Annotated in this window: 26 protein-coding genes; 16 read left to right on the forward strand and 10 right to left on the reverse strand. The window is 74.0% G+C overall.

Annotated elements, in window-relative coordinates; genetic code table 11:
• Positions 1–50: 50 nt before the first annotated feature.
• On the reverse strand, positions 51–1,052 hold the full coding sequence (locus ACWD5O_RS22225) for an SDR family oxidoreductase (RefSeq protein ID WP_450086416.1): 1,002 nt from the start codon (positions 1,050–1,052) through the stop codon (positions 51–53).
• On the reverse strand, positions 1,049–1,477 hold the full coding sequence (locus tag ACWD5O_RS22230; protein ID WP_450086417.1) for an SRPBCC family protein: 429 nt from the start codon (positions 1,475–1,477) through the stop codon (positions 1,049–1,051). The genes ACWD5O_RS22225 and ACWD5O_RS22230 overlap by 4 nt, the downstream gene beginning before the upstream one ends.
• A 173-nt stretch (positions 1,478–1,650) precedes the next feature.
• Between ACWD5O_RS22230 and ACWD5O_RS22235 the strand changes: the two genes are divergently transcribed.
• The 8 genes from ACWD5O_RS22235 to ACWD5O_RS22270 are packed head-to-tail and all read left to right on the forward strand — an operon-like array spanning position 1,651 to position 10,341.
• Positions 1,651–3,330 carry an HAD-IIIA family hydrolase gene (locus ACWD5O_RS22235; protein WP_450086418.1) on the forward strand — a complete coding sequence of 560 codons (1,680 nt, stop codon included), beginning with the start codon at positions 1,651–1,653 and terminating at the stop codon, positions 3,328–3,330.
• Positions 3,327–4,301, forward strand: coding sequence for a glycosyltransferase (locus ACWD5O_RS22240; RefSeq protein ID WP_354964123.1), 975 nt, complete (start codon positions 3,327–3,329; stop codon positions 4,299–4,301). The genes ACWD5O_RS22235 and ACWD5O_RS22240 overlap by 4 nt, the downstream gene beginning before the upstream one ends.
• Positions 4,286–5,503, forward strand: coding sequence for a glycosyltransferase (locus ACWD5O_RS22245; RefSeq protein WP_449937690.1), 1,218 nt, complete (start codon positions 4,286–4,288; stop codon positions 5,501–5,503). Before ACWD5O_RS22240 ends, ACWD5O_RS22245 begins: the two co-directional genes overlap by 16 nt.
• Complete coding sequence (locus tag ACWD5O_RS22250; RefSeq protein ID WP_450086474.1) at positions 5,500–6,201, forward strand: D-sedoheptulose-7-phosphate isomerase; 702 nt, start codon at positions 5,500–5,502, stop codon at positions 6,199–6,201. The genes ACWD5O_RS22245 and ACWD5O_RS22250 overlap by 4 nt, the downstream gene beginning before the upstream one ends.
• A gap of 16 nt (positions 6,202–6,217) precedes the next feature.
• Positions 6,218–7,726: a PfkB family carbohydrate kinase gene (locus ACWD5O_RS22255; protein WP_450086419.1), complete on the forward strand. Its 1,509-nt coding sequence runs from the start codon at positions 6,218–6,220 to the stop codon at positions 7,724–7,726.
• Entirely contained in the window at positions 7,723–8,424 is a 702-nt protein-coding gene (locus ACWD5O_RS22260) for an SDR family oxidoreductase (RefSeq protein ID WP_387325785.1), read from the forward strand. The genes ACWD5O_RS22255 and ACWD5O_RS22260 overlap by 4 nt, the downstream gene beginning before the upstream one ends.
• Positions 8,421–9,374 (forward strand): glycosyltransferase family 9 protein, encoded by a 954-nt coding sequence (locus tag ACWD5O_RS22265; protein WP_450086420.1) that lies wholly within the window; start codon positions 8,421–8,423, stop codon positions 9,372–9,374. Before ACWD5O_RS22260 ends, ACWD5O_RS22265 begins: the two co-directional genes overlap by 4 nt.
• The gene (locus tag ACWD5O_RS22270) at positions 9,358–10,341 is read left to right on the forward strand and encodes a DNA topoisomerase IB (RefSeq protein WP_450086421.1); all 984 of its coding nucleotides are present in this window, start codon (positions 9,358–9,360) and stop codon (positions 10,339–10,341) included. The genes ACWD5O_RS22265 and ACWD5O_RS22270 overlap by 17 nt, the downstream gene beginning before the upstream one ends.
• Positions 10,342–10,512: 171 nt before the next feature.
• Here ACWD5O_RS22270 and ACWD5O_RS22275 read toward each other — a convergent pair whose 3' ends face one another.
• Both ACWD5O_RS22275 and ACWD5O_RS22280 read right to left on the reverse strand, forming a co-directional pair.
• Complete coding sequence (locus tag ACWD5O_RS22275; RefSeq protein WP_450086422.1) at positions 10,513–11,547, reverse strand: AraC-like ligand-binding domain-containing protein; 1,035 nt, start codon at positions 11,545–11,547, stop codon at positions 10,513–10,515.
• A gap of 10 nt (positions 11,548–11,557) precedes the next feature.
• Positions 11,558–12,319, reverse strand: coding sequence for a TetR/AcrR family transcriptional regulator (locus ACWD5O_RS22280; RefSeq protein WP_354964130.1), 762 nt, complete (start codon positions 12,317–12,319; stop codon positions 11,558–11,560).
• A gap of 82 nt (positions 12,320–12,401) precedes the next feature.
• Between ACWD5O_RS22280 and ACWD5O_RS22285 the strand changes: the two genes are divergently transcribed.
• Entirely contained in the window at positions 12,402–13,991 is a 1,590-nt protein-coding gene (locus ACWD5O_RS22285) for an MFS transporter (RefSeq protein ID WP_450086423.1), read from the forward strand.
• On the opposite strand, the gene ACWD5O_RS22290 is transcribed toward ACWD5O_RS22285, so the two are convergent.
• From ACWD5O_RS22290 to ACWD5O_RS22305, 4 genes are all read right to left on the reverse strand, one after another.
• A complete protein-coding gene (locus tag ACWD5O_RS22290; protein ID WP_450086424.1) occupies positions 13,981–14,484 on the reverse strand; it encodes a hypothetical protein in 504 nt (167 codons plus the stop codon). The genes ACWD5O_RS22285 and ACWD5O_RS22290 overlap by 11 nt on opposite strands.
• Positions 14,485–14,551: 67 nt before the next feature.
• Positions 14,552–16,183, reverse strand: coding sequence for a RecQ family ATP-dependent DNA helicase (locus ACWD5O_RS22295; protein ID WP_354964133.1), 1,632 nt, complete (start codon positions 16,181–16,183; stop codon positions 14,552–14,554).
• A gap of 76 nt (positions 16,184–16,259) precedes the next feature.
• Positions 16,260–17,210 carry a TIGR03557 family F420-dependent LLM class oxidoreductase gene (locus ACWD5O_RS22300; RefSeq protein WP_450086425.1) on the reverse strand — a complete coding sequence of 317 codons (951 nt, stop codon included), beginning with the start codon at positions 17,208–17,210 and terminating at the stop codon, positions 16,260–16,262.
• Positions 17,211–17,303: 93 nt separating this feature from the next.
• Positions 17,304–17,429, reverse strand: a complete 126-nt coding sequence (locus ACWD5O_RS22305) for a hypothetical protein (protein ID WP_255421242.1) — start codon at positions 17,427–17,429, stop codon at positions 17,304–17,306.
• Between the two features lie 216 nt (positions 17,430–17,645).
• On the opposite strand from ACWD5O_RS22305, the gene ACWD5O_RS22310 reads away from it, so the two are divergent.
• The gene (locus tag ACWD5O_RS22310; protein ID WP_450086426.1) at positions 17,646–19,142 is read left to right on the forward strand and encodes a glycoside hydrolase family 3 protein; all 1,497 of its coding nucleotides are present in this window, start codon (positions 17,646–17,648) and stop codon (positions 19,140–19,142) included.
• On the opposite strand, the gene ACWD5O_RS22315 is transcribed toward ACWD5O_RS22310, so the two are convergent.
• Both ACWD5O_RS22315 and ACWD5O_RS22320 read right to left on the reverse strand, forming a co-directional pair.
• Positions 19,139–19,426, reverse strand: coding sequence for a GNAT family N-acetyltransferase (locus ACWD5O_RS22315; protein ID WP_354964136.1), 288 nt, complete (start codon positions 19,424–19,426; stop codon positions 19,139–19,141). The two genes, ACWD5O_RS22310 and ACWD5O_RS22315, sit on opposite strands and share 4 nt — an antisense overlap.
• Positions 19,423–20,649 (reverse strand): cysteine desulfurase-like protein, encoded by a 1,227-nt coding sequence (locus ACWD5O_RS22320; RefSeq protein ID WP_450086427.1) that lies wholly within the window; start codon positions 20,647–20,649, stop codon positions 19,423–19,425. The genes ACWD5O_RS22315 and ACWD5O_RS22320 overlap by 4 nt, the downstream gene beginning before the upstream one ends.
• A 113-nt stretch (positions 20,650–20,762) precedes the next feature.
• On the opposite strand from ACWD5O_RS22320, the gene ACWD5O_RS22325 reads away from it, so the two are divergent.
• From ACWD5O_RS22325 to ACWD5O_RS22350, 6 genes are all read left to right on the forward strand, one after another.
• Positions 20,763–21,128: a hypothetical protein gene (locus ACWD5O_RS22325; RefSeq protein ID WP_354964138.1), complete on the forward strand. Its 366-nt coding sequence runs from the start codon at positions 20,763–20,765 to the stop codon at positions 21,126–21,128.
• Between the two features lie 58 nt (positions 21,129–21,186).
• Positions 21,187–22,008 (forward strand): DUF1206 domain-containing protein, encoded by an 822-nt coding sequence (locus ACWD5O_RS22330; RefSeq protein ID WP_387325768.1) that lies wholly within the window; start codon positions 21,187–21,189, stop codon positions 22,006–22,008.
• Between the two features lie 83 nt (positions 22,009–22,091).
• Positions 22,092–23,279 carry a mechanosensitive ion channel family protein gene (locus ACWD5O_RS22335; RefSeq protein WP_450086428.1) on the forward strand — a complete coding sequence of 396 codons (1,188 nt, stop codon included), beginning with the start codon at positions 22,092–22,094 and terminating at the stop codon, positions 23,277–23,279.
• A 341-nt stretch (positions 23,280–23,620) separates the two neighbouring features.
• Positions 23,621–24,055 carry a phage holin family protein gene (locus ACWD5O_RS22340; protein WP_354964141.1) on the forward strand — a complete coding sequence of 145 codons (435 nt, stop codon included), beginning with the start codon at positions 23,621–23,623 and terminating at the stop codon, positions 24,053–24,055.
• Entirely contained in the window at positions 24,052–24,426 is a 375-nt protein-coding gene (locus ACWD5O_RS22345) for a DUF3618 domain-containing protein (protein WP_354964142.1), read from the forward strand. Before ACWD5O_RS22340 ends, ACWD5O_RS22345 begins: the two co-directional genes overlap by 4 nt.
• Complete coding sequence (locus ACWD5O_RS22350) at positions 24,423–24,695, forward strand: DUF4235 domain-containing protein (protein WP_450086429.1); 273 nt, start codon at positions 24,423–24,425, stop codon at positions 24,693–24,695. Before ACWD5O_RS22345 ends, ACWD5O_RS22350 begins: the two co-directional genes overlap by 4 nt.
• Positions 24,696–24,943: the final 248 nt, after the last annotated feature.

Below are 24,943 nucleotides of genomic sequence, written 5' to 3' on the forward strand. Positions count from 1 at the left end.
CGGTGTCCCTCCGCTGGGTGCGAGCCCTGCTCCGCTGCTCCGGGCGCAGGTCAGCGAGGGCGTCGGGCGGCGGCGGCGAGGGCCAGCGCCACGCCGACGAGCGCGAAACCGGACAGCGCCGGCTTGTGGGTGCCAACCCAGAGCGCCGCCGAGCGACCGCGCGCCCGGTCGGTGAAGACGCCCGCTGCGCCCCGGTCGCGGTCCTCGTCGCCGGGGTGGTCGAGATTGTCCCGCCAGGTGGCCGGGTCGATCTCGTCGCCGGTCTGCTGGCTGTCGTACCCGTCCCGGGCAAGCTTGCGGTCCAGCAGGCCGGGGATCAGGATGTCGCCCAGGCGGGCCCGCCAGGTCGGGCCGCCCACGTTCAGCTCCCGGGTGCCGTGATCGGCGGCCCAGACGATCGCCCGCGCGGCCAGCTCCGGCGTGAAGATCGGCGGCACCGGCTGCGGATGCCGGGGCAGCCGGGTGCGGACCCAGGAGAACTGTGGCGTGTTCACCGCGGGCAGCTGCACCATCGACAGCTTCACCCCCGGGCAGTCGTGCAGCAGCTCGGCCCGCAGCGAGTCGTTGAACCCCTGGACGGCGTGCTTGCTGGCGCAGTACGCCGACTGCAGCGGGATCCCCCGGTAGGCCAGCGCCGAGCCCACCTGCACGATCGCGCCGCAGCCGTGCGCCCGCATGTGCCGCAGCGCCGCCAGCGTGCCGTGCACCGTGCCCAGGTAGGTGACCTCGGTGACCCGGCGGAACTCGCGCGCCGGGATCTCCCACGCCGGTGCGAACACCGACACCATCGCGTTGTTGATCCACACGTCGATGCGGCCCCACCGGTGCACCACGTCGTCGGCGGCCTGCAGCACGGCACCCGCGTCGGCGACGTCGACCCGGTACACCCGTACGTCGGTGGCGCCGCGCCGCCGGCACTCCCGCTCGGCCGCCGCCAGGCCCGCCTCGCCCCGGGCCAGCAGCGCCAGCCGGGCGCCCCGGGCCGCGTACGCGTGTGCGACGGCCCGTCCGACGCCGGCGCTCGCGCCGGTCACCACCACGGTCTGCGTCACGGCGCACCCTTCTGCCGGGTGGCGATGTCGGACAGCCGGTTCAGCGTCTCCCGGTTACGCAGGTGCAGCACGAGATCATTGACCTTGTTTTGGACCCAGCGCAGCGGACCGGCGGCGAAGTCCTCCCCGATGCGGACCCGGGTGGCGCCCGCGCCGACCGGTTCCAGGGTGAAGGCCACGATCGCCTCGCCGGCCGGCCAGAGACCGGCCCGGAGGACGAGCCGGTGCGGTGGCTCGCAGGCCAGCACGGTGGAGGCGTCCTGCAACGAGAACGGCCACGGCCCGGCCCGGTGGTGCAGCTGGCTGCCCACCCGCGGCCAGGCCTCGTCCACGTCCCGGACGTGCGCCGTGCCGACCACCCAGTCGCTGTACGTCCACCCGTCGGACAGCACGTCGAAAACCTGCTGCGGGGGAGCTTCGATCACTTTCTCCACAATCGCCACTGGACTCCCATACCCCGCGGGAAAGGTGGCTAACGGCCCGGCGGGTTAGCTTCTCGGGGGCGGCGGGTAAGGCCGACGCGGGGCACCGCCGGCGGCGCTGGCCCACCGCGCCGACGACCACGTTTACTCCCCGGGGCGCAGGGAACCCGCCGCCTGTGCGACAGGACCAGGAGGATCCGGATCAGCGCAGGTCAGCCCGGGTGTACGCCGGTGCTGGCCGGGCCGGTTCCGGGCCTGTCGAGGGCACCCGCCCCGTCCTGTACGACGCGGTGCTGCTGGACCGGGACGGCACCCTGATCGAGGACGTGCCGTACAACGGTGATCCGGAGAAGGTGCGGCCGGTGCCGGGGGCGCGAGCGGCGCTTGACCGGCTGCGGGCCGCCGGGCTGCGGCTGGCGGTGGTGACGAACCAGTCCGGCCTGGCCCGGGGCTACTTCGGCGACGAGCAGATGCGGGCGGTGCACGCCCGGATCGAGGAGCTGCTGGGGCGCTTCGACGCGTGGTTGGTCTGTCCGCACGACGACGCCGACGGCTGCGACTGCCGCAAGCCCGCCCCCGGCCTGGTGCACGCCGCGGCACGGGAGCTCGGCACGCGCGCGTCGCGCTGCGTGCTGGTGGGCGACATCGGTCGGGACGTGGCCGCCGCGCTGGCGGCGGGGGCGGCCGGTGTGCTGGTGCCCACCCCGGTGACCCGGCCGGAGGAGGTCGCCGCCGCCGGGTGGCTGGCCAGCGACCTGCCGGCGGCGGTGGATGAGATCCTGCGCCGCCAGCAGGCGGTGCACACCGTGCCGGGTCGGGTCGGCGAGCGGGTGGGCACAGCGCTGGTGGTGCGGTCGGACTCGGCGGGGGACGTGCTGGTCACCGGGCCGGCGATCCGCGCCGTCGCGGCCGGCGCGCAGCGGGTGGTGCTGCTGTGCGGGCCACGCGGGCGGGCGGCCGCCGACCTGCTGCCCGGCGTCGACGAGATCCTCGAACATCCGCTGCCGTGGATCGATCCCACTCCGGCGCCGGTCGACCCGGACGCCATGCGGACCCTGGCCGCGCGCCTCGCCGCTATAGGCGCGGACGAGGCGGTGGTCTTCACGTCGTTCCACCAGTCCGCGCTGCCGCTGGCGCTGCTGCTGCGGATGGCGGGGATCCGCCGGATCTCCGCGATCAGCGACGACTACCCGGGTTCCCTGCTGGACGTCCGCCACCGGGTGCCCGTCGGCGTCCCCGAACCCGAACGTGCCCTCTCCCTCGCCGCCGCCGCCGGCCACCGGCTGCCCGGCGACGACGAGCCCGTGCTCCGGCTGCGGCCGGACGCCCTGCCGCCCCGCCCGGCCGACCTCGGTGACCCTGGCTACGTGGTGCTGCACCCCGGCTCGGCCGCGTCGAGCCGGGCCTGCCCGCCCGAGCTGGCGGCCCGGATCGCCGGGTCGCTGACCGCCGCCGGGCACCGGGTGCTGGTCACCGGCGGCTCCGACGAGCGCGACGTCACCGCCCGGGTCGCGGCGGCCGGCGGCACCGATCTGGGTGGCCGGACGGACCTGCCGGGGCTGGCCGCGATCGTCGCCGACGCCGGCGCGGTGGTGGTGGGCAACACCGGGCCGGCACACCTCGCCGCGGCGGCCGGGGTGCCGGTGGTGAGTCTCTTCGCGCCGACCGTCCCGTTTGGGCAGTGGGGGCCCTACCGGGTGCCCACAGTCCGGCTCGGCAACGCCGACGCGCCCTGCCGGGACACCCGGGCGGCCAGTTGCCCGGTGCCCGCGCACCCCTGCCTGAGCGGCATCGACCCGGCCGAGGTGGTCGAGGCGTTGCGGGTGCTGGCCGTCAGCGGTGGTGGCGGCCGATGAACGTCCTGCTCTGGCACGTGCACGGTTCCTGGACCACGTCCTTCGTGCACGGCAGCCACCGCTACCTGATCCCCACCACACCCGACCGTGGCCCCAACGGCCTCGGCCGTGCCCGCACCTACCCCTGGCCGGACAGCGCCGTCGAGGTCGCCCCCGCCGACCTGCCCGGCGCCGGCGTCGACCTGGTGATCCTGCAACGCCCCGAGGAGGTCGACCTCGCCGAGGAGTGGCTGGGCCGCCGCCCCGGCCGCGATGTCCCGGCCATCTACGTCGAACACAACACGCCCAAGGGCGACGTGCCGAACACCCGGCATCCGATGGCCGACCGCGACGACCTGCTCATCGCCCACGTCACCGGTTTCAACCAGATCTTCTGGGACACCGGTGGCACCCGCACCACAGTGGTCGATCACGGGATCGTCGCCCCCGCCGTGTCGTACACCGGTGAGCTGGACCGGCTCGCCGTGGTGATCAACGAGCCGGTACGGCGGGGCCGGGTCACCGGCACCGACCTGCTGCCCCGGTTCGCCGAGATCGCTCCGCTGGACGTGTTCGGCATGGGCGTCGCCGGCCTCGCCGACCACCTCGGCCTGCCCGCCGAGCGGCTCACCAGCCACGACGACGTACCTCAGGACCGGATGCACGCCGAACTGGCCCGGCGGCGCGCGTACCTGCACCTGTGCCGGTGGACCTCGCTGGGGCTCAGCCTGATCGAGGCGATGGCGATCGGCATGCCGGTCGTCGCGCTCGCCACCACCGAGGCGGTGACGGCGGTGCCCCCGGCGGCGGGGGCCCTCGCCACCCGGATGGACACCCTGCTCGACGCCGCCCGCCGGTTCATCACCGAGCCGGAGGCCGCGCGTCAGGCCGGCGCGGCGGCACGGACGGCCGCGCGGGACAGGTACGGCCTCGACCGTTTCCTCGCTGACTGGGACCGGCTGCTGGAGGAGGAAGTATGCGGATCGCGATGATCTCGGAGCACGCCAGCCCGCTCGCCATCCTCGGAGGGGAGGACGCCGGTGGCCAGAACACGCACGTCGCGGAGCTGTCCGCCGCGCTCGCCGACGCCGGGCACGAGGTGCGGGTCTACACCCGCCGGGACGCGCTCGACCTGCCGGTGACCGTCCGCAGCCCGGACGGGTACGACGTGGTGCACGTGCCGGCCGGTCCGGCCGAGCCGGTGGCCAAGGACGCGCTGCTGCCGCACATGCGGGAGTTCAGCCGGTGGCTGGTGGAGCGGTGGCGGGGCGGGGACTGGATGCCCGAGGTGATCCACGCGCACTTCTGGATGAGTGGCCTGGCCGCGCTGAACGCCGGCCGGCAGACTGGCGTGCCGGTGGTGCAGACGTACCACGCGCTGGGCACCGTGAAGCGCCGCTACCAGGGCGTGCAGGACACCAGTCCGGCGCGGCGGATCTCCTACGAGCGGGAGTTGGGCCGCTCGGTGGACCGGGTGGTCGCGCAGTGCCGCGACGAGGTCGGTGAGCTGGTCCGGATGGGAGTGCCCCGGTCCCGGATGACAGTCGTTCCGTCCGGGGTCAACCTCGCCTCGTTCGCCCCGCTCGGGCCGGCCGCGGACCGGGAGCCGGGTCGGCCCCGGATCCTGACCGTGGGCCGGTTGGTGGAGCGCAAGGGCTTCCAGACCGTGATCCGCGCGATGGCGCTGGTGCCGGACGCCGAGTGTGTGGTGGTGGGCGGGCCGCCCGAGGGGCTGCTGGAGACCGACCCGTACGCCCGGCGGTTGCGGGCGCTGGCCGAGACCTGCGGGGTGGCCGACCGGGTACGGCTGGTCGGCGCGGTGCCCCGGGAGGAGATGGGCCGCTGGTACCGCTCGGCGGACCTGCTGGTCGCCGCCCCCTGGTACGAGCCCTTCGGGTTGACGCCGCTGGAGGCGATGGCCTGTGGGGTGCCGGTGGTAGGCACCGCCGTGGGCGGCATCCGGGACACGGTGGTCGACGGGACGACCGGCGATCTCGTGCCGGCCCGCGATCCACGTGCCCTGGCCACCGCGATCCAGCGGCTGCTCGACGACCGCATCCGGCGCTTCCGGTACGCCACCGCCGCGCGTGAGCGGGTCCGGTCGCGGTACTCGTGGGCGGCCACGGCCGAGCGGCTGGCGGAGGTCTACGGCGAGGTGGCCGCGGTGCGCCGGCCGACCCGGGTGGTGGCCTGATGCCGGCGGGCAGCCCGCTCGACACCCACCTGACGAACCTCGCCGCGGCGCTGGTGCCCTACCGACGGTGCGAGTCGCAGCTGGCGCGCTGGGGTGCGCAGCTGGCGCACCGGCTGGCGGGCGGCGGACGGTTGCTGGTCGCCGGCAACGGTGGCAGCGCGGCGGAGGCCCAACACCTCACCGCCGAACTCGTCGGCAAGCTCCACGACGACCGGCAGCCGCTGTCCGCCATCGCCCTGCACGCCGAGACCAGCGCCGTGACCGCGATCGCCAACGATTACGGCTACGCCGACGTCTACGCCCGCCAGGTGCGCGCCCACGGCCGACCCGGCGACATCCTGCTGCTGCTCAGCACCAGCGGCACCAGCGCCAACCTGCTCACCGCCGCGCACGCCGCCCGGGACGGCGGCCTCACCACCTGGGCGCTCACCGGGCCCGCCCCTAACCCCCTCGCCGACGCCTGCGCCGACGCCCTCGCCGTCGCGTCCCCCGACTCCCAGGTCGTCCAGGAACTGCACCTCGTCACCAGCCACCTGCTCTGCGAATACCTCGAGCAGGAGTTGCCCGCCGCGCTGGCCGCGTCCACCCGGCATGCGCCGGCCGAGCCCGCACCGGCCGGTCGGCTCCCGTCCGGGCCGGTGCGTACCGGGGTCGAGGTGGTGCTCGACGGCGGGACCGGACAGCAGGTCGACGCGTGAGGATGAGGAGGTAAGCGTGAGGGGACCCGTGGTGGTGGTCGGGGACACCCTGCTCGACCGGGACGTGGAAGGGGTCGTGAACCGGCTCTGTCCGGACTCCCCGGTGCCCGTGCTCGACGAGACCGCGGCCGCTGACCGGCCCGGTGGCGCCGGCCTGGCGGCGGTCTTCGCCGCCGCGCAGGGCGCCGAGGTGGTGCTGGTGACGGCGCTCGCCGACGACGCCGGCGGCGCCCGGCTGAGCGCGTTGCTCGCCGCCGCCGGTGTGCAGGTGTACCCGCTGACCCTGTCCGGGGCGACGCCGGAGAAGGTCCGGCTGCGGGCCCGCGGCCGGGTGCTGCTGCGCCACGACCGCGGCGGCGTACCCGGCGAACCGGGCCAGCCCTCCGACGAGGTGCTGCGGGTGATCGGTGCGGCGTCGGCGGTGCTGGTCAGCGACTACGGCCGGGGGGTCGCCCGCCAGCCCGCGCTGCGCGCCGCGCTGGCCGCGACCCGCGCCCCGGTGGTGTGGGACCCGCATCCGCGTGGACCGGCGGCGGTGCCCGGCGTGCATCTGGCCACACCGAACGAGTCGGAGGTGCGCGAGCTGGTCCCCACGCTGCCCGGGGCGTCCCGCCTGGCGACCGCTTCCCGGGGCGCGCAGGGTCTGCGCCGACGCTGGCGGGCCGGTGCCGTCGCGGTGACGCTGGGCGGGGACGGCGCGCTGCTCTGCCACGCCGGGTCGACGCCGCTGGTGGTGCCGACCCCGGGCAGCGCCGAGGGGGACACCTGCGGCGCCGGCGACCGGTTCGCGGCCAGCGCCAGCCTTGCGCTGGCCCAGGGCGCGCTGGTCTCCGAGGCGGTGCAGGCGGCGGTCGCCGACGCGTCCGCGTACGTGGCGGGCGGGGGAGTGGCCGCGGCCCTCCCACCGCCTGTGAAGTCGGCGCCTACCGGCGTGGTCGGCCTGGGTGGTGACCGGGTGGGCGTGGCGGCGGTCGCCACGCTGCTCGCCGACGTACGCGCGGCGGGCGGCACGGTGGTGGCCACCGGAGGCTGCTTCGACCTGCTGCACGCCGGGCACGTGGCCACCCTGCAGGCCGCCCGTCAGCTCGGCGACTGCCTGATCGTCTGCCTCAACTCCGACGCCAGCGTCGCCGGGTTGAAGGGGCCGGACCGGCCGGTGATGTCCGAGGGTGACCGCGCACGGCTGCTGGCCGCGCTGAGCTGTGTGGACGCGGTCATGATCTTCGACGAGTCGACCCCGGAGGCGGCGCTGTCCTGGCTGCGTCCGGACATCTGGGTCAAGGGCGGGGACTACGCCAGTGGTGGCGGGGACGCCGCGGCGCTGCCCGAGGCGGAGGTCCTGCGTCGCTGGGACGGGCACACGGTGGTGGTGCCGTACCTGGACGGCCGGTCCACCACCGACATGATCGCCCGCTCCGGCCAAGGGCACGCCACCGGCGCGTGCTGCGCGACCGGCGACCCGACGGAGCCGGCCCGCACCGCCGTGCCGTCGTCGGTGACGCCCGGCGGGGAGCGGACCCGATGAGCGCCGCGTCACCCGGCGCCGGGCCCACCGTCCTGGTCACCGGCGGTTCCAGCGGTCTCGGCGCGGCGGTGGTCGCCGCGGTGACCGCCTCCGGTGGCCGGCCGCTCGTGCTGGACCGGCAGCCGCCGGTCGACGGGGTGTCCTGGACCGAGTGCGACCTGGCCGACACCCGGGCCGCCGAGGTGGCCACGCAACACCTCGCCGAGCAGGCCGGCGGCCTGGACGCGGTGGTCACCGCCGCCGGCATGGACGTGCCGGGCCGGCTCGCCGACGTGCCGGGGGAGACCTGGGACCGGATCGTCGCGGTAGACCTGCTGGCCACCGCCGCGGTGATCCGGGCCGCCCTGCCGTTCCTGCAGACCTCCCGCGGTCGCATCGTCACGGTCGCCTCCACCCTCGGTGTCAAGGCGGTCAGCGACGCCACCGCGTACTGCGCGGCGAAGTTCGGCGTGGTCGGCTTCACCCGCGCCCTCGCCGCCGAACTCGCCGGCCAGGTCGGCGTCACCCTGCTCATCCCCGGCGGGATGCGTACCGCGTTCTTCGACGAGCGTGACCCGCAGTACAAGCCGGGGCCGGACGCCATCCTCAACGATCCTGTCGACACCGCCGCGGCGATCATGTACGCGCTCAACCAGCCGCCCGGCTGCGCCGTACGCGAGATGGTCGTCTGCGCCGAGCAGGAGACCTCGTACCCGTGATCCTCGTCCTGCGCGCCCTCGGCGTCGGCGACTTGGTCACCGCGGTGCCCGCGCTGCGGGCGCTGCGGGTCGCGTACCCCGGTCGGGAGCTGGCGCTCGCCGCGCCCGCCTGGCTGGCCCCGCTGGTCGACCTGGTCGGCGGCGTCGACCGGCTGGTGGACACCGCCGGGCTGGATGGCCCGGCCTGGCCCGGCCCGGCCCCGCAGGTCGCGGTCAACCTGCACGGGCAGGGCCCGCAGTCGCACCGGCTGCTCGCCGCCGCCCGCCCCGGACGCCTGCTCGCCTTCGCCAACACCGACGCCGGGTTCGTCGACGGCCCGCCGTGGGCCGCCGACGAGCACGAGGTGGACCGGTGGTGCGGGCTGCTGTCGTGGTACGACATCCCGGCCGACCGCACCGACCTCGCTCTGCGCCGTCCCGAGGCGCCCCGGCTGCCCACCGGGGCGACCGTGCTGCATCCCGGCGGCAAGATCCCCGCGAAGCGCTGGCCGGCCGAGCGGTTCGCCGCGCTGGCCCGGGCGCTCACCGACCGGGGGCACCGGGTGCTGCTCACCGGCTCGGCCGACGAACGCGCGCTGGCCGCCGGGGTGGCCGACGCGGCCGGCCTGCCGCCGACCTCCGTGCTGGCCGGCCGGACCGACCTCGGGGCGCTCGCCGCGCTGGTCGCCAACGCCCGGTTGGTGATCAGCGGGGACACCGGGGTGGCGCACCTGGCCACCGGGTACGGCACCGCCTCGGTGGTGCTCTTCGGGCCGGTGCCGCCGGCCCACTGGGGGCCGCCGCCGGACCGGCCCCGGCACCGGGTGCTCTGGGCCGGTGCCGGCGGTTGGCGCCGGTGGGACGGGGTAGGAAGCCACCCGACGTTGGCGGCTCTGCGGCTCGACGAGGTGCTGGCCGCCGTGGACGAGGTGGAACGGGTGGTGCGGGTCTCCGGTGCGATTGCGGCGTAGTGATCCGGGCCGGCCGGGGTACGGGCGCCGACGGCGCGGCAAGGGCTGGCACTTCGTCGATCCGGGCGGCGCTCCGGTCCGGGATCCCGACCAGCTGGCCCGACTGCGGGAGCTGGTCATCCCGCCCGCGTGGGAGGACGTCTGGATCTCGCCGTACCCGAACGGCCACATCCAGGCGATCGGCATCGACGCGGCGGGGCGCAAGCAGTACCTCTACCACCCGTTGTGGCGGGAGAAGCAGGACGAGGCGAAGTTCGACCACATGCTGGAGGTGGCCCGGCGGCTGCCGGTGCTGCGGGAGCGGGTGGGGCACGACCTGGGCGGCCGGGGCCTGGGCCGGGACCGGGTGCTGGCCACGGTGGCCCGCTTGCTGGACATGGGGATGTTCCGGGTCGGCAGCGACCAGTACGCGGCCGGCGACGAGCCGACGTTCGGGGTGTCCACCCTGCGCCCCGAGCACGCCCGGTCCCGGGGCGGCTGCGTGGTCTTCGAGTTCCCGGCGAAGGGCGGCATCGAGCAGGTGCGCCGGATCGAGGACCCGGAGCTGTGCCAGGTGCTGACGGACCTGCGCCGCCGGCGTCGGCAGGCGGACCGGCTGTTCGGCTACTGGGACGGCCGGGAGTGGCGGGACGTGCGTAGCGACGAGGTCAACGGGTACCTGCGCGACGCCAGTGGCGGGGAGATGACCGCCAAGGACTTCCGCACCTGGCACGCCACCGTGCTCGCCGCGACCGAGTTGGCCACCGCCGGCCCGGGGCGCTCGATGACCGCCCGGCGCAAGGCGGTGGTCGCGGTGATGCGCGAGGTCGCCGAGCTGCTGGGCAACACCCCTACCGTGGCGCGCACATCCTATGTGGACCCTCGGGTGGTGGACCTCTACCACGACGGGGTGGTGGCGCCGGTGGACCCGCAGGCGCCACGGGAGGAGGCCGAACGGGTCGTATTGGAGCTGCTCGAGAAGGCCTGACCGGCCCCGCCTACGGTCCTGGGGGGAGAGTGACGGGACCGGAGCTTCAGTCCGCGGTCGGGGGGCACCGGGCGGCCGCCCGCCGCGTCTGGCGGCGGGCGCCTCGCCACGGCCCCCGTTGGCGACCTGCCGCGGCCGCCTGGGCGGGCCGCGGGTCGACCGCGTTGATCGTCAGTCTGCCCGGGACGAGTTGACCATGGATGCCGGGCGGTTGACGATCCGCGCCGGATCCGTGTGGCCCTCCCGGTCCGCCTGCGGGCTCATCCCGTACGCCGCCCGGAACGCCCGGCTGAAGTGCGCCTTGTCGGTGAACCCCCAGCGGGCGGCGATCATCTGCACGGGCTGGGTGCGCAGCGCGGGGTCGGTCAGGTCGCGCCGGCACCGGGCCAGCCGCAGGTCCCGGATGTAGGACGCGACGGTGGACTCCTCGGCCTCGAACAACCGGTGCAGCGAGCGTAGTGAGATGTGGTGGGCGTCCGCGACGGTCTGCGGGCTGAGCGTCGCGTCGCCGAGGTTGCGGTGGACGTACGCCTGCACCTGGGTGACCAGCGCCCGGCGGCGGACCTCGGTCGGCACCGCGTCCTCGGCGACCAGGTGCCGGCCGAGCATGGTGGTGGCCAGGTCCAGCCCGACCGCGCCGAGCCGGCTGGCGTCGGCGGCATGGTACTGCTCGGGATGCCTGGTGACCTGGAGCAGGAACTGCGCCAGCAACGCGCCGACGCCCTCGCTGCCGGACATCCGGCCGCCGTAGAGGGCGGCCATCCGCTGCGGCGGCAGTGGCAGCGCCGCGTGCGGGATCATCACGATGACTGAGCTGGCCTGGTCCCGCTCGGGCTCGATGGCGTGGTGGCCGACGTCATGCGGGCGGGAGGCGTCGTAGAAGGTGAACTCCCCGGCCAGAATCTCGCTGCGGCGACCGTCCTGGCTGGACGTGCCGACACCGCCGGTCGTAAGGGCGAGCATGTAGAGCTCCGGATCCGACTGGCGGACGAGCTTGCGGGTCCGGGTGGCGTCCAGCGACGGATAGCGGTAATTGATCAGCTGGATCGCTCCGAGATCGATGAAGTCGGCCCGGGCGGCGAAATCGCCGGCGTGCGCGGACTGGATCCGCATCGGTGCCGAGGTGCGCGCCACGAGGTCCAGCCACATCCCGAACCGTTCACCCGGCGGCAGGACGGTGGTGTCGACGGTGTCCCGGTGCAGCATCCGGTGCTCCTCAGACCGCTCGCCGGCGGATCAGGGCCTCGATGCCGTCGAGGATCCGGTCGAGGCCGAAGGTGAACTCCTCGTCCGGGTCGTCGTCCTGGCCCAGCACTCCGGAGGTCAGCACCCGGTGCAGCGCCGGGAAGCGGGCAGGGTCGATGAGCCGGCTGAGCATCCGGCCGTACGCCGGCATCATCTCGCCCGGCTTCATGCCGGCGGCCCGGCTGCCCTCGGCGATCTGCGTGGTGAGGGTGGCCTCGTTGCGGACGTACCCGGTGATCAGCAGCATTGCCGACATCTGCTCGCTCTCGGCCAGCGCGGTGCCGTCGAGGCAGCGCAGCCCGTCCTCCAGCCAGCCGAGCGTCTGGGGGGTGATCGGCGGGCCGGTGATCGGCACGTGCAGCAGCCAGGGCCGCCGCCGCAGCACGTCGTGCTCGGCCCAGGCCCAGCGGGTGAGGCCGGCGCGCCAGTCGGCGTCCGGTGCGGCGGGACCGGGCGGTGGGCCGTACCCGGTGTCGACCATGAGCATCAGCAGCTCGTCCTTGGAGCCGATGTGCCGGTAGAGGGCCATGGTGGCGGCGCCCAGCTCCTTGGCCACCCGGCTCATCGAGACGGCCGCTAGCCCGTCGGCGTCGGCCACCCGCACGGCGGCGTCCACGATGCCGCTCACGGTCAGCCCCGGCCGGGGCCCCTTGGGTGGCCGCTCACGCAACCCCCAGGCGCTCTCGATGGCCGGCGGGATCGCCGGGCCGTTGTCGTCTGTCCTCGCCGCCACATTTTCCTCCTTGCCCCGTCATCCTAGTTCTGCGTATGGTCTACGCATAAGAGCGTACGCCATACGCAGAAGGAGTTCTCCCATGACGACGACGACCGCACCGGCCCCCCGAGCGGGCCGACGGGAGTGGATCGGGTTCACGGTGCTGATGCTGCCGCTGCTCCTGGTCTCGATGGACGTGTCGGTGCTCTACTTCGCCGTCCCGTTCATCAGCGAGGAACTGCGCCCCACCGGCACCCAGCAGCTCTGGATCTTCGACATCTACGGCTTCGTGCTGGCCGGACTGCTGATCACCATGGGCGCCCTGGGTGACCGGATCGGCCGGCGTCGGCTGCTGCTGTTCGGCGCGGCCGCGTTCGGCGCGGCGTCCCTGCTGGCCGCGTACGCCGACAGCGCCGCCACGCTGATCGCCGCCCGCGCCGTGCTCGGCGTCGGCGGGGCCACCCTGATGCCGTCCACGCTCGCCCTGGTCCGCAACATGTTCCACGACGCCAAGCAGCGCGGCACCGCGATCGGCATCTGGACCGCCACGCTCACCGGTGGCATCGCGATCGGTCCGGTGCTCAGCGGCGTCCTGCTGGAGCACTTCTGGTGGGGCTCGATCTTCCTGATCAACATTCCGGCGATGGTGCTGCTGCTCCTGCTCGCCCCGATCCTGGTGCCCGAGTTCCGCAACCCCGGCGCCGGCCGGTTCGACCTGGTCAGCGCGCTGTTGTCGCTCGGCGCGCTGCTGCCGGTGATCTACGGCATCAAGGAGATGGCCCGCGACGGCGTCAGCCCCGCACGGGTGTTGGCCATCGTCGCCGGCCTGCTCGTCGGGGCGCTGTTCCTGCACCGGCAGCGGACCCGGGCGTACCCGATGATCGACCTGGCGCTGTTTCGCCGCCGCGGCTTCGCGGGGTCCCTCGCGGTCAACCTGCTGGCGATGTTCGCCCTGGTCGGCTTCGCCATCTTCACCACCCAGCACCTCCAGTTGGTGCTCGGCCTGAGCCCGCTGCGGGCGGCACTGTGGAGCCTGGTGCCGTCCCTGGCGGTTGGCGGGATCGCTCCGGCCGCCGCCGCGCTCGCCCAGCGCATCGATCGGTCGTACCTGATCGGCACCGGTTTCGGGATCGCCGTGCTCGGCTTCCTGGTGCTGACGCGGGTCACGCCCGAGTCGCCGCTCTGGCTGCTGCTGCTCGGCGCCAGCATCTACGCGGCCGGGTTGGTGATGGTGATGTCGCTGGTCACCGAGCTGGTCCTCGGTGCGGCGCCGCCCGAGCAGGCCGGTGTCGCCTCGGCGCTGACCGAGTCCAGCAGTGAGCTGGGCGGCGCGCTGGGGATGGCGATCCTGGGCAGCGTCGGCGCGGCGGTCTACCGCCGGGAGGTCCTCGACGGCCTGCCCGCCGACCTGCCGGCCGACGCCCGCGACGCGGCCCGTGAGACGTTGGGCGGTGCGCTGGCCGTGGCCGAGGGGCTGCCGGCCGATCTGGGCGACGCCGTGCTGCACGCCGCCCGACTCGCGTTCGCCGACGGGCTGCACCTCGCCGCGATCGCCGCCACGGTGGCGATGCTGCTGGGCGCGGTGACCGCGCTGGCCGCGCTGCGCGGCGTCCGGCCGGCCGACCCCGCGGCGGTGGCCGCCGAGCCGACCGGTCCGGCCGGTACGCCGATGTCGTCGGTCAATCGTTGAGCACGTGCGCGAGCCGGTCGCGGAAACGCCGCTCGGAGTCGCTGACCGGCTCGCCGCCCAGCCCGAGCAGCCCACCGCTGGAGGCGGCGCCGACCACCTGCTCGGCGATGTCCACCAGCCAGTGCTTGTACGCGCCAGCGGCACCCTCGTCGACCCGGACGGCCAGCAGCGCGGCGGCCTCCCCGGCCCGCACCAGCACGTCGTCGATCATCGCCCGGGGGTCGGCGGACGCGATGACCGGCAGCTCCTCGCCGGTCTCCGGGTCGCCGACCCGGGTCACGATCTCGCCGGCCACGGCGGCGACCAGCGGGCTGGCCGACTCCCGGCCCGCCGAGATGGTCTCCAACCCGGCCGCGTTCTCCGCCATGGTCCGGCGGGTGCCGTCGGACTCGGCGGCGCTCGCGGCGGTCAGCACCGACTGCGGCAGGCCGACCAGCAGCCCCCACTCCTCGTCGGAGAAACCGAAACCGGTGTACGCCGGCTGCTCGATCACGGCAACGCCCCTTCCGCCCTGCTTTGCTCGGTCAATCGGTGGGCCCCGCGCTGGCGCCCGGCTCAGGCTAGTCCAGCGTCAGCAGGCCCTGTTCGGACACCACGCGCACGGACAGCGTCTTGTACCCCACCTCGTCGAAGAGAACCGTCATCTTGTCCTCCTCGTACCCGAGCACCAGGCCCTGCCCCCACTCCGGGTGACGTACCTGGCTGTGCACGGGGAACGGCCCGACCGCGCCGTCGTCGGCGACGCTGGTGCCGGCATGACAGTTGTCGCAGTGCCCGCAGATCTCGGTCATCTGCTCGCCGAAGTAGGCCAGCAGGGTCTGCCCCCGGCAGGCGGTGGTCTCGGCGAAGGCCCGCATCATGTCGGTCCGCGACCGGGTCACCGTCTGCTGCCGCTCCGCCTCGGCCAGCGCCGCCGCGGCGGCGTCCACCGGGGTCGGGGCGTAGCGGGGCGCGGCGATGCGCTGCCGGGCGCGCGGCTCGGCGGCCCCGACCTGCTCCAGAAGGGAGAGGTACTGGCCCAGCTTGCGTGGCCCGAGACCGGTGGCCTCGCGTAGCTCGGTCTTGGTGGCCGGCTTGCGACGCAGCAGCGCCGCGAGGTCGCGCAGCTCGTTCTCGTCCGGCAGGCCACCACTGAAGAACCGTTGCAGGCCCACGTCCTCGGCCCGCCAGAGCAGCAGGACCCGGGCCGGCTGCCCGTCGCGGCCGGCCCGGCCGATCTCCTGGAAATAGCTGTCCGGCGAGTCGGGCAGCGCCATGTGCACCACCCAGGCGATGTTCGGCTTGTCGATGCCCATCCCGAACGCCGACGTGGCCACCATGATCGGCACCTGGTCGGCGAGGAACGCCTCGTGCAGCTCGGCGCGTGCACCGGCCGACATCCCGCCGTGGTAGCACTGCGCCGGGAAACCGGCGCCGGTCAACCGGGTGGCCAGCTCCTCCGCGGAGCGGCGGGTCGGCACGTAGATGATCCCCGGTCGCTCGTCGTCGCGCAGCAGCGCCACCAGGCGGCGCCACCGGTAGTCCTCGGTGGGACAGTGCGCCACCTCCAGGAACAGGTTGGGCCGGTCCAGCCCCGAGACCACCACCTCGGGCTTCCGCAGCCGCAGCCGGGCGATGATGTCGTCGCGTACCGGTGGTGACGCGGTGGCGGTCAGCGCGACCACCGGCGGCCGGCCGATGCCCTCGATCAGGTGCCCGAGCGCCAGGTAGTCGGGACGGAAGTCGTGCCCCCAGGCCGAGATGCAGTGCGCCTCGTCGATCGCCACCAGTGCCGGCCTGAGCGAGGCGACCTCGGCCATCCGGTCGGGGTTGCTCAGCTGCTCCGGGGTGATGAACAGGAACTCCGCCCGGCCCTCGCGTATCTCGGTGATCGCCTCGGCCTGCTGGGCGGCCGACTCGTTCGAGCTGATCCGGACGGCCCGCAGCTCCGGGCGCTGGCGCTCGTTGAGGGCCGCGATCTGGTCCTGCTGAAGGGCCAGCAGCGGCGAGATCACCACGGTGGGGCCGGGGATCAGGCTGGCCGGGATCTGGTAGATGGCCGACTTGCCCGCGCCGGTGGGCAGCACCACCAGGGCGTCACGTCGCTTCATCACCGCGCGCATGGCGGCCAGCTGGTTGGGCCGCAGCGCGGTCCAGCCAAAGAGGCTCCGCGCCGCGCGGCGCAACGTCATCGAGTGCGTGGACAGTTTCATCGAGGGCCGGAGGTACCCGACCCGATCACCGCCGAAACCGTCTCCGGCTGTGGCGGTCTTCAACCGCCGCCCGGGCTCAGCGTAGGCGGGGCAGGACCTCGCGTTGGTAGAGGTCGAACAGACCCTGGTGGTGCGGACCGACGTTGGCCAGGTACACCTCGTCGAAGCCGGCCTTGGCGAACTTGTCGATCATCTCCAGGTGCGCGTCGGCGCTGTTGCCGCAGACGAACGCCTCCTTCATCATCTCCGGCCTGACCAACTCGGCGACCTGCTCGAAGTGGCGCGGCGACGGGAGCACCTGGGACAGCTCACCGGGAACCCCGGCGTTGGGCCAGCGCTCGTACGCGATCCGCATGCCCTCGTCCTCGCTGGCCGCGTACGCCGCCTTGAAGCCGGCCTGGCACGGCTTGTCGCCGCCGCCGTTCTCCCGGAAGCGCCGGACCATCTCGGCGTCCGGCCTGGTGCTCACGTAGCCGTCGCCGATGCGTGCGGCCAGGTCGATGGCCTTCGGGCCGAAGCCGGAGACGTAGATCGGCGGGGGAGTGTCGGGCAGCGTGTAGATGCGGGCGTGCTCGACGGTGTAGTGCTTCCCGTGATGGTTGACGAAGTCACCCGTCCACAGTTTCCGCAGCACCTCGACGGCCTCCTCCAGCATCTCCAGCCGGACGTCGGTCTGCGGCCAGGCATCGCCGAAGATGTGCTCGTTGAGCGCCTCGCCGCTGCCGACGCCGAGCACGAACCGGCCGCCGTGCAGCACCGCGCTGGTCGCCGCCGCCTGGGCGATCACGGCCGGGTGGATTCGCACGGTCGGGCAGGTCACCGCGGTGGTCACCGGCAGCGAACAGACCTGGCTGAGCGCGCCGATCATCGACCAGACGAACGGGCTCTGCCCCTGCGCGTCCGTCCACGGGTGGTAGTGGTCGGAGATCCACAGCGCCTCGAAGCCAGCCTGCTCGGCGCCGCGCGCCTGTTCCAGGAGCTCAGCCGGCGTGAACTCCTCACTGGACAGAATGTAACCGATCTTCATCATTCCCCCTCGGCACGCGTACCCGGTGACGGGGAAGCCGTACCCCGGTGACGGTCGGCCACACGCGGGCCAGGTGCTCGACCGGGTGGTCGCTCAGCGCCGGCCGAACATCGCCCGGATCGCGGCGAGCAGCAGCAGAGCGCCGACCACCAGGCCGAGCAGGCGTACGCCGGGGATGTCGGCCGGGCTCGTCGCGTCGGCCAGCAGGGCGGGATCCATCCCCGAACTCTCCCCGGGACCCTGCCGTCCGGCAACTGTAAGGTTTATTGACTATTGAATCGCCCGGTGTGACCATGGCAGCACCGCCTGCCGGTGGCGGTGCGCCGACGGGGCGCGAGAGATGGGGTACGGGGGCCGCATGAGCGAGCGCAACCAGCGGGTCGGCGCGGACGCGCCGGCACCGGCGGCCGACGCCGACCGCCACGAGGGGGCGGCGTGACCGCGCCCACCGGGCACCTCCCGGCGTTGGCCGCGGCCGTCCTGCAACCTGGGTTCGTCGGCACCACCCCGCCACCGTGGGTGTGCCGCTGGCTCGGCGAGGGGCTCGGCTCGGTGGTGCTCTTCGCCCGCAACGTCGTCGACTCCGCCCAGGTGGCGGCGCTCACCGCGACCCTGCGCGCCGAGCGGCCCGACGTCATCGTGGCGATCGACGAGGAGGCCGGCGACGTCACCCGGATCGAGTCGGTCCACGGCAGCTCCCGGCCCGGCAACTTCGCCCTCGGCGCGGTCGACGACCCGGAGCTGACCGAGGCGGTCGCCCAGGACCTCGGCGTGGAGCTGGCGGCCGCCGGGATCACCCTCAACTACGCCCCGGACGCCGACGTCAACTCCAACCCGGCCAACCCGGTGATCGGCGTCCGCTCGTTCGGGGCCGACCCGACTCTGGTCGCGCGGCACACCGCCGCCTGGGTCCGTGGGCTCCAGGCCGGCGGGGTCGCCGCGTGCGCCAAGCACTTCCCCGGGCACGGCGACACCCGCGTCGACTCACATCACGACCTGCCCCGGATCACCGCCGACCGGGACCGGCTGGACGCCTGCGAGCTGGCCCCGTTCCGGGCCGCCGTGACGGCCGGGGTGCAGGCCGTGATGACCGGCCACCTGCTGGTGCCCGCGCTCGACCCGCAGCTGCCGGCCACACTGAGCCAGCGCATCCTGGGCGGGCTGCTCCGCGACGAGCTGGGCTTCTCCGGCGTGGTGGTGACCGACGCGGTGGAGATGCGCGCCGTCGCCGACCGGTACGGCTTCGCCGGCGCGACGGTCCGCGCGCTCGCCGCCGGGGCCGACGCGATCTGCATTGGCGGCGAACGGGCCGACGAGCAGGCGGCCCGGGAGCTGCGCGACGCCATCGTGGCCGCGGTCGTCTCCGGCGAGCTGCCCGAGGAGCGTCTCGCCGAGGCGGCCAAGCGGGTCGGTCAGCTCGCCGCCTGGACCGTGGCCGCCCGCACCGCCCGGTCGGCCGCGGCGCGCGACGCCACCGACGTCGGGCTGGTCGCCGCACGCCGTGCCATCCGGGTCACCGCGGAGCACGCCGTCGCGCTGCCGCTGACCCGCGCGGCGCACGTGGTCGAGTTCGAGCCGCCACGCAACATCGCCATCGGCGCGGAGACGCCCTGGGGGATCGGTGCGCCACTGGCCGAGCTGCTGCCCGGCACGAGCACGGTCCGCTACGCCGAACCGGACGTGCCGGGTGATCCGGGCGCCGGTGCGGACGGGCGTCCCCTGGTGCTGGTGGTCCGCGACCTGCACCGGCACGACTGGATGCGCGCGGCGGTGCAGCGGGCGCTGGCCGCCCGTCCGGACGCGGTCGTGGTCGAGCTGGGTGTGCCCGAGCTGGTCACCGGCGCGGTGCACCTGGCCACCCACGGCGCCACCCGGGCCAGCGGACAGGCCGCGGCCGAGGTGCTGACCGGCGCCGGTTCGGTCAGGCCCTAGGAGGGCTCAGCGACCAGGTCGGCGTACTCGGGGTGCTTGTCGATGTACGCGGCCATGAACGGGCATCGCGGCACCACCCTGGCGCCCCGGGCCCGGACCTGGTCCAGGGTGCCCCGGATCAACGCCCCGCCCACGCCCATGTTCTGAAAGCGCGGGTCCACCTCGGTGTGGGTGAAGACCAGCACCCCGCCACGGACCAGGTACGCGGTGAAGCCGGCCAGCGCGTCGTCGACCAGGATCTCGAAACGGTGCTTGGCGGGGTTGTCCTCGACCAGGTTGCTCACCGGCCCATTCTCCCCGCAGCGTCGACCAGCACATCCAGTTCGGCGAGCAACCGGTCCACCTCGTCCGCCGTGTTGTAGTGGTAGATGCTGGCCCGGACCGCGCCGCCGCTGTCGCGCAGCCCCATCATCTGGAAGTATTCGTAGGCGTAGTAGTCGCCGGCGGAGAGGCAGAACCCGGCGGCGCCCAGCGCCTCCTGGGTGGCCACCGGCGACATCCCCGCGACCCGGAAGGAGACCGTCGGGCAGCGCCGGGCCGGCGAGCCGTAGACGGTGATCGCGGGCCGCTCGGCCAGCCCGGCGAGCAGCCGGTCCAGCAGCGCCTCCTCGTGCGCCTGGGCGGCAGCCAGCCCGGCCCGCAGCCGGGCCCGCCGGTCGCCCACCGCGTCCGGGTCCAGCCCGGCCAGGTGGTCCACCGCGGCGGCCACGCCGGCCAGTAACGGGAAGCTGGGAGTGCCGTACTCGAACCGGTCCGGCACCGCGTCGGAGGACGGCACCAGCTTCGCCGGGCGCAGCGCCGCCCACCGGGCCGGGTCGGCGACCATCGCCGCCAGGTGCGGGCCGGACCATTTGTAGGCGCTGGTGACCAGTACGTCGGCGCCGAGCGAGGCCAGGTCGGTCGGCCCGTGCGGCACCGAGTGCACCCCGTCGACGCAGACCAGCGCGCCGACGGCGTGCGCCGTCTTCGCGATCGCCGGAACGTCCGGAACGGTGCCGATGGCGTTGCTGCCGGCGGTCACCGCGACCAGTCGGGTGCGCTCGCCGACCAGCTCGGCGTACTGGCTGGCGGGCAGCTCGCCGGTGCGCCGGTCGACCTCGGCCCACCGCACCGTCGCGCCGGCCGCCTCGGCGGCCTGCACCCACGGCCGCACGTTGGCGTCGTGGTCGAGCCGGGAGACCACCACCTCGTCGCCGGGACGCCAGCCCGCGCCGAGCGTGCGCGCCAGGGTGTACGTCAGCGCGGTGGCGCTCGGGCCCAGCACCACCCCGGCCGGGTCGGCGTCGAGCAGGTCGGCCACGGCCGAGCGGGCGGCGGCCACCAGCTCCAGCGACCGGCGACCCGGCACGAAGGCGGCGCTGCGGTTGCCGACCGCGCTGCGCATGGCGTCGGCGACCGCGTCGATCACACCTTCCGCGGTCTGGGTGCCCCCGGCCCCGTCGAAGTGGACGAAGCCCTCGGTCAGGGCGGGGTAGGCGGCCCGGGTGCGGGCGATGTCGAACGGCATGTTCCGGACCCTAGCCGGTGCCCGGGCCGGTCCCGCCCGCCCCCATGAGGGCCGCCGTCCCCGATGATCACCAACCGGCGCCGTTCTCGCGGGCGTCTCGTACTCTTGGCGAGGTGACGAACCGACCCGCCACCATTCCGTTGCCCCCCGTCCGTCGCGCCGCCGGCCTGTTCGCCGGTCTGGCGCTCGGCCTCGCCGTGCTCGCCGGCTGCAGTTCGCAGGGCGCCTCCACCGACTGCGGGCTGGACGCCTGCACCGTCACCTTCGAGCGGGGTGTCGACGCGAGCGCCTCCATCCTGGGCGTCGACGCCAAGCTGGTCGGCGCAGAGGGCGACCAGGTGACCGTCGAGGTCGCCGGCGAGCAGCTCACGCTCACCACCGGGCAGCAGGCCACCGAGGCCGGCGGTTTCGCGGTCACCCTGGACAGCGTCACCGACCAACAGGTCAAGATTCGCGTTTCGCGCAACCCGGGCAACTGACCGGGCGGGCGGCGGTGGCCGACGTTTGGGGATCTCCGCAATCGGAGATTGTGGCGCCATGTCACTCACCCGTAACGCCGAAGCCACCGCCTCCCGCACGGCGGACAGCCGGTGGCTGGAACTCCTCGCCCGGGCCGGTTTCATCGGCTACGGCATCGTGCACCTGCTCTTCGCCTGGCTGGCGTTGCAGATCGCATTCGGGACGTCGTCCGACGACGGCGACCAGTCCGGCGCCCTTCGGACCCTCTCCGCGCAGCCGCTGGGCAAGTTCCTGGTCATCGCCACCGCGGTGGGCCTGCTCGCGATGGCGATCTGGCAGGCGCTGGAGGCGGCGGTGGGCCACCGCGCCGAGCGGGGCCGGGAGCGGGTCATGGAACGGCTCGCCTCGGCCGGCCGCACCATCGTCTACCTCTACTTCGCCTGGACCGCGTTCAAGGTCTTCAAGGACGCCGGGTCGAACAGCGCCGACCAGCAGGAGGCGTTGACCGGCAAGCTGATGACCTCCAGCGGTGGCCGCTGGCTGGTCGGCCTGGCCGGGCTGGTGCTCGCCGCGATCGGCGTGGGTCTGGTGATCTACGGCCTGGTCAAGCGGTTCGAGAAGCACCTGAAGACGGGCGAGATGAGCCCGAAGACCCGCACGCTGGCCCGCCGGCTGGGCATCGCCGGGTACGTCGCCAAGGGCGTCGCGTACGGCATCGCCGGTCTGCTCGTCATCGTGGCGGCGGTGAACTACGACCCGGAGAAGGCCCGTGGGCTGGACGCCGCGCTGCGCACGCTGCGCGAGCAGTCGTACGGCACGCTCCTGCTGAGCCTGGTCGCCCTGGGCATCGCCGCCTTCGGCCTCTACTGCTTCCTCCAGTCCCGGTACCGCAAGGTCTGACCTGGTCGATTCCGGAAGACGCCGGGCACTGGTGGGCTTCTGCCCGAAGGATCGCCGCCCGGCCGGAGGGGAGCAGCAAACACGTGCGGAGTTATCTCGAAACGGCCGTCGCCGCGCTCACCGCGGCGGCGGTCGCCCTGTTCCTGGTTGAGGTCGTCCACCGGATCACCCGGCGGTTCGGCCGCCGGTCGCTGCTGATGACCGAGCTGACCGACCACGCGCGCCGGCCGTTCCAGGTCGCCGCGACGGTGCTCGCGGTGCAGTTCGCCGCCCGGTTCAGCACCGGGTACGCGGTCGGCGAGGGCTGGCGTCGGCTGCTGCTGCACCTGCTCGTCCTCGGCGTCATCGCCACCGTGGCCTGGCTGGTGGCCGCCCTGCTGGTCGTCGTGGAGGACACCGCGCTGGCCCGGTTCCGGGTCGACGTGCCGGACAACCGGCACGCCCGCCGGGTACGGACCCAGGTGGTGATGCTGCGCCGGTTGACCATCGCGGTGATCGTGATCCTGGCCGTCGGCGTGATGCTGATGAGGTTCCCGAGTGTGCGCGGCATCGGCGCCGGCGTGCTGACCTCCGCCGGCGTGGTCGGTGTGGTCGCCGCGCTGGCCGCGCAGAGCCTGCTCGGCAACGTGTTCGCCGGCCTCCAGCTCGCCTTCAGCGACGCGGTCCGGCTCGACGACGTGGTGGTCGTCGAGGGGGAGTGGGGCCGGATCGAGGAGCTGACCCTCAGCTACGTGGTGGTGCAGATCTGGGACGACCGGAGGCTGATCCTGCCCACCTCGTACTTCACCAGCAAGCCGTTCCAGAACTGGACCCGGACCGAGGCGGCGGTGCTCGGCACCGCCGAGTTCGACGTGGACTGGGCGGTCCCGGTGCAGACCATGCGGGAGGAGCTGCGCCGCCTGGTGGAGGGCACCGAGCTGTGGGACGGCCGGGTTTGCGTGCTGCAGGTGACCGACGCCACCGGCGGGATGGTCCGGCTGCGCGCGCTGGTCAGCGCCGCCGACGCCGGCAGCCTGTGGGACCTGCGCTGCCTGGTCCGCGAGCACCTGGTGGCGTGGATCCGGGACAACCGCCCCACCGCGATGCCCCGGTTGCGCACCGAGCTGGGCGACGCCGGCAGCGACCTGCCCTGGCAGTGGGTGCAGCCACGCCGGCCGGCGCGCCGCACCGAGGTCCCCGACGACGCCCGCGTCTTCGGCGGCAGCGACGACGGCGACGCCCGCAGCGAAGCCTTCATCGGCCCCGAAGAAACCACCTCCCCCCGCCCCTGACCCCCCCCCCCCCCGGGCCTCCGGTCCCGGCGGTTCTCCCGGTTGATCATGAAGTGACGCCGATGACGGCGTGTCGTGCCGCTAACTCCATGCTCGACGGGGCGAGGGTGGGGGCCCGGGCGTGTCCGGGGGGCCGGGCGGGGCGTTGGTGGGGCGGGGAGAGGTTTGACCGGGCTTAGGCGGGGGACCTGCTGCCGGATGTCTCTACCGTGATCGGGGCGGACGGACGCCGCGCCGGGCGCGCAACCGGACGACAGGAACAGCGACCGGGTAGGCGCGCTTTAGGATTGACGAGCGCCGACTCCGGGCATACAGCGCGGTGATGAGGAAAGGAGGACAGCATGGCTGACGTGGCGAATGCCCGCACATCCCACAACGGGAGCGAGCCCTCCACCGCCGAATTGGTGCAGCGGGCCGCCGAGCAGGTCTCCCGTCTGGTGCGGGACGAACTGGCGCTGGCCCGGGCGGAGTTGACCCAGAAGGGCAAGCACGCCGGCATCGGGATCGGTCTGTTCGGCGCCGGCGGGGCGCTCGCCTTCTTCGGGCTGGGTGCCCTGGTCGCCACCGCGATCCTGCTGCTCGACCTGGTGCTGCCCGCCTGGGCCGCGGCGCTGATCGTGGCGGTGGCCCTCTTCCTGGTGGCCGGCATCCTCGCCCTGGTGGGCAAGAAGCAGGTCAGCCGTGCGGTCCCGCCGGTTCCGGCGGCCACGGTCCGCAGCCTCCGCGCTGACATGGACACCGTCGCCGCCGCGGTGAAGGACAGGGGGCGGGGATGACGGGAAACGGGACGGGCGACACGGAGGCGCTCCGCGAGGAGATCCGCCGCACCCGGGTCGAGTTGGGCGAGACGATGGAGGCGCTGGCCGCCAGGGCGGACGTCAAGGCGCGACTGAAGGAGTCCGCCGGGCAGGCCCGGGAGCGGATGCGCGAGCAGGCGGCGCAGACCGTGGCGCGGGTCCGCGGGCAGGCCGTACGCCGCGCGGAGTCGGCGCGGGCACAGGCGCACGAGAAGGGCGGGCTGGTGCGCGCGCAGGCCCACGAGAAGGGCGAACTGGTTCGACGCAACCCGGTGCCATGGGCGGCCATCGCCGCCGGTGCGGTGGCCACCGTGGTGGTACTGATGATCGTGCGGGGGAGGCGTAGGTGAGCAAGGGCATCAGCAGGGTCGCGTACCGACCGGCCGGCGTGCTGCTGGGTATCGCCGCCGGTGCGGTGGCCGGCGCGATCTTCCGGCAGGTCTGGAAGGTCACCGCCGGCGACGGCGAGGCGCCCAACGCCACCGACGAGGGCCGTGGCTGGGGCGAGATCCTGGCCGCCGCGGCGTTGCAGGGGGCCATCTTCGCGGTGGTCCGGGCCGCCGTGGACCGGGGCGGCGCGGTCGGCGTCCGCCGGATGACCGGCCACTGGCCGGACTGACCAGCGCAGAGACATCGGCCCCCTTCCCGCATCGACGGGAAGGGGGCCTTTCGCATGGCATTGCACGCCGCCCAGCGGATCTCGGGCATCCGTCAGGTCACATGTCGGAGAAATTCGTCGGAGAGGTCGTGCAGAGTTTTTGCGTACGTGATTTGCTGTTGCCGCTGTTGCGAGATGGCGTGGGTTGAGAGAAGTCTCCTTCGTGGGGCCGCCTCAGACGCCGCTGCTCGAAAACGGCCAATCGGCCG

Source organism: Micromonospora sp. NPDC005161 (assembly GCF_053599855.1).